Consider the following 2,845-nt stretch of genomic DNA (forward strand, 5'->3'; position numbering starts at 1 on the left):
CGTGAAAGCGAGGAACGGTTCCGGAACATCTTCAATAATGCGGCTGTCTCGATATGGGAGCAGGACTGGAGCGGAGCATTTCAGATTATCGATGATTTGCGAGCGCAAGCTATCACCGATTTTCATACATATTTTGAGGACCACCCTGAGACGGTAGAAAAGGCATTGTTTTTAACGAAAAAACTCGATGTAAATGATACGACCCTCAAACTATACGGCGCCAAAACCAAAAAAGAAATTCTGGTGCCTTATGGTAAAAATATAGTTCCCGAAATACATGAGTGGTTTCGTGATTTCATGGTTGCGATTGCAGAAGGAAAGCCGTATTTCGAGAAAGAGTCGGTTAACAGGACGGTTGACGGGAGGCTGATCAATATTATCATAGGCGTAAATATTCCCTCCGAGAAAGAACAATTCAAACAAATTCTTTTGACCGTTACCGACATCACCGAACGAAAGCTGGCAGAAAAGGCATTGCATGAGAGTGAGGAGAAAAACCGTGCCATATTGAATGCCGTACCCGATTTGCTTTTTAGTTTCACAAAAGATGGAGTTATACTCGACTATCACGCTCCCGACGGATCAAACCTCTATGCTTCTCCAGAAGTATTTTTAGGAAAAAATGTTAATGAAGTTATGCCTCCCAATGTTTCCAAACGGGCGAAGGAAGCGATTCATAAGACGCTCAATACAGGTAAAATAACCTCGTTTGAATACGAGATTATGATTGGTGATGAATTACAAACATATGAAGCTCGTACGATATTTCTATCAAATACCCGGGTTCTGTGCGTAGTTCGTGACATCACCATGCGCAAGCAGGCGGAAGAGGAACGGGAGAAATTACACCTCCAGAGGCAGGGTGTTAATCACCTTCAGCATTCGCTTCTTGTACCGGCGTCGCTCGAAAACAAACTGAAAATCATAACCGACAGTATCGTCAGTGTCTTCGGCGCCGATTTCTGCCGGATATGGCTGATCCGGCCCGGGGACTTGTGCGAGCGTGACTGTAAACATGCCAAGGTTCATAAAGGGCCGCATGTCTGCCGTTACCGTGACAAATGCCTGCATCTGCTGGCGAGTTCCGGACGGTACACCCACACAGACGGCGGAGGCCACCGCCGCGTTCCGTTCGGCTGTTATAAGATCGGACGTGTAGCGTCGGATGAAGACCCAAAATTCATCACCAACGATGTGCAGAACGATCCCCGCGTCCACAACCATGAATGGGCGCGCGAGCTGGGGCTCGAATCGTTCGCGGGATACCAGCTCCATATTCCCGGCGGAAAAACGATAGGAGTCCTTGCACTGTTCGCCCGGCACCCAATACTTCCCGCTGAAGATTCAATGCTGGAAGGACTCGGCAGCGCTGTCGCCATGGTCATTCAGCAGGCCGTTGCGGAGGAAGCGGTGATGCAATCGGAAGCACGCTACCGAATATTATTTGAAAATGCCGGTGAAGGTATACTGATTGCAGATATTCAGACAAAAGCATTTATATATGCCAATCCCGCCATCAGTAACATACTGGGCTACAGCACAGAAGAACTGTTAGGGATGCATTTGGAGGATATTCATCCCAAAGAAGATTTAGAGCATGTTATTTCTGTATTTATGGCTCAGGCGCGAGGAGAAATAACACTGGCACAATTACAGTGCCTGAGAAAAAATGGGGAGATAGTGTATGCGAATATAACCACAACAAAGTCTTTGATCGATGGAAGGGAGTGTAATATTGGTTTCTTCACCGATGTCACCGAAAAAAAGCGTGCGGAGGAAGAGCTCAGGATATCCGAAGAAAAGCTGCAATCGGTATTCAACTCTTCTCCCGATGCAATTACTGTTCTCGATCTGAATGGAACAATACGCGACTGTAACCCGGCAACTGTGAAAATGCATGGTTTTTCATCGAAAGAGGAGTTGGTCGGCAAGAGTGCTTTCGATCTTGCAGCTCCGGGAGAACGTCAGGAAGCAATGGCGGTTTTAAAAGAAATGCTCGATAAGGGTTTCCAAGAGAGTGTGGAGTATCTATTGGTGACTAAAGACGGGCGTGAATTTCCGGGAGAAGTATCGGCCGGTGTCATTCATGATTCGTCGGGAAATCCACAGTCGATCGTCGTGCTTTCGAAGGACGTCACCGAACGCAAAAAAGCTCAGGAACAGGAACAGTTGGAGCGGAAAGTGCTGGAACGTTTGAACCATATCGAGAACACCACCGACACGATTCGCGACATCATAGAGCTGGTCAGGGAGAGCACGGGCATTGAGGCAGTGGGTATCCGCCTGCGCGAGGATGGCGACTTTCCGTACTACCAGACCGTCGGGTTCCCTGCTGAATTCGTGGAGATGGAGCGCTATCTCTGCGCGCGCGATGAGACAGGGGAGATTGTGCGCGACGCGGAGGGTAATCCCGTGCTGGAATGCATGTGCGGCAATATCCTGCACAGCCGGACCGATACGCAGTACTCCTATTTTACAGCGGATGGCAGTTTCTGGAGTAATTCTACCACGGACCTGCTGGCTTCGACCTCTGAAAAGGATCGTCAGGCGCGTACCCGCAACCGCTGTAACGGCGAGGGCTACGAGTCCGTTGCGCTGATCCCTCTGCGGGTAGGTGAAAGTATCATCGGGCTGTTACAGTTAAATGATCGCCGGCGGAATCGATTCACGCTGGAGATGATCCGTTTCTTTGAAGGATTGAGCGCCAGTATCGGTATCGCTCTTTCCCGCCAGCAGGCCGAGGAGGCTCTGAGCGCTACGGAGATCCGGTACCGTCGGCTCTTTGAATCGGCGAAAGACGGAATCCTGATACTGGATGCGGAAACAGGGATGATCATCGATGTGA

General features: G+C 49.3%; 1 protein-coding gene. It reads left to right on the forward strand.

Annotation, left to right across the window (positions count from 1 at the left end; all coding sequences use genetic code 11):
- Window positions 1-2,845, forward strand: a 2,845-nt coding sequence (locus LLG96_11400) for a PAS domain S-box protein (protein MCE5250814.1), incomplete at both ends; no start/stop codon positions are given.

It is taken from the genome of bacterium (genome assembly GCA_021372535.1).
GTDB lineage: Bacteria > Latescibacterota > Latescibacteria > Latescibacterales > Latescibacteraceae > JAFGMP01.